The 1,172-nt window shown below is 70.6% G+C and carries 2 protein-coding genes; both read right to left on the minus strand.

Features of this window, described 5'->3' with window-relative positions:
• Window positions 1-116 precede the first annotated feature (116 nt).
• A complete protein-coding gene (locus HUK84_RS19280; protein WP_176641653.1) occupies window positions 117-671 on the minus strand; it encodes a methylamine dehydrogenase light chain in 555 nt (184 codons plus the stop codon).
• A 54-nt stretch (window positions 672-725) separates the two neighbouring features.
• Window positions 726-1,172: thioredoxin domain-containing protein (locus tag HUK84_RS19285; protein WP_176641654.1), on the minus strand; the 447-nt coding region annotated here is incomplete at its 5' end.

Here is a 1,172-nt window from a genome sequence, read left to right on the forward strand (position 1 = left end):
CTGCGCGAGGCCGCGCGGCGGCGCGGCGGCGGCGAGGACGGCCAGCAGGAGGGTGGAGAGACGGACGCGCGACCGCATGAAAGATCCCGGGGGCGGGATGCGCCCCCTGCCCTGCTTCAACTGGCCTGGCCGATGATGGCGGCGGTGGAGCAATGATAGGCGGTCGAGGTCGTGCCGAAGCACCAGATGATGTCGTTGCTGGCCTGCGGGCGGTAGATGGGCATTTCGCGGTCGGCGGTGTTGCAGTCGCACGCCTTGGGGGCGGCGCAGATATTGCGGCCGCAGCAATCGCGATAGGCGATGACGTAGGAACGCCCGTCGTCGGGATTGCGGCAGGTGCCGATCCAGGACACCGGCGAGGGCTGGGTGCCGGGCGGGCAGGTATGCACCCCGCCGCCGCAGCAGCCGCAGAGGATGCCGTCGATGGCGCAATGGCGCCAATAGGTACATTTGGCGGGGTCGGTGGATTGGGCGCGGCGTTCGAAATCGGTGAGGACGGGCGCGGGCGGGGGCGCGGATTCGGCCTGGGCCCGGCTGACGGGCAGCAGGGGGAAGGCGGGGGCCGTGGCCATGACGGCACCCATGCGCCCCAGCACGCCGCGGCGCGAGGAACGGGCGGCCAGGCGGCGGGTGACGGTTTCACCCAGCGTGTCGAGGAAAGAGACCGGCATTGGCTTACACTCCTGGCTGCACGCGTGCGGCGTCATGGCCCCGGGCGGGCGGCGTCATGCCGCGCGGGGCCGGGCGTTGAGGTAGGATTGCACGGAGACATGGCCGGTTTCGCCGGCCACGACGAGACTTTCGAGATGTTCGCGGGTGTTGACCAGCCCCTTGGCCACGATCAGGCCCGAGGCGTCGAGCAGCAGGGCGAAGGGCAGCTTGTCCACCCCGAGCAGGCGGCCGATTTCGGGATCGTTGACGAAGCGCCCGGGGGACAGCGCGAAACGGGCGATCAGGTCATGCTGCATGGCGTCGGTGTCGTCGCCGAGGCAGACCAGGTCGATCGATTCGCGGCGGGTGAAATCCTGGGCGATCGGCAGGATCTTGCGCGAAATCGGGCAGGTGCCGGATACGAAGAGCAGCAGCGAGCGCATGCCGTCGGAACGGGTGCCGCCGACCATCAGCGGCGCGCCGTCCATGGCGCGGGCCAGGCGGGCCGGCAGGCGCTGGCC

This window comes from Nguyenibacter vanlangensis, assembly GCF_013376155.1.
GTDB classification, from domain to species: domain Bacteria; phylum Pseudomonadota; class Alphaproteobacteria; order Acetobacterales; family Acetobacteraceae; genus Gluconacetobacter; species Gluconacetobacter vanlangensis.

Bases quoted from the DNA above. Each gene is read 5' to 3' on its own strand.
- HUK84_RS19280 (WP_176641653.1), bottom strand. From the start codon at position 671: ATGCCGGTCTCTTTCCTCGACACGCTGGGTGAAACCGTCACCCGCCGC.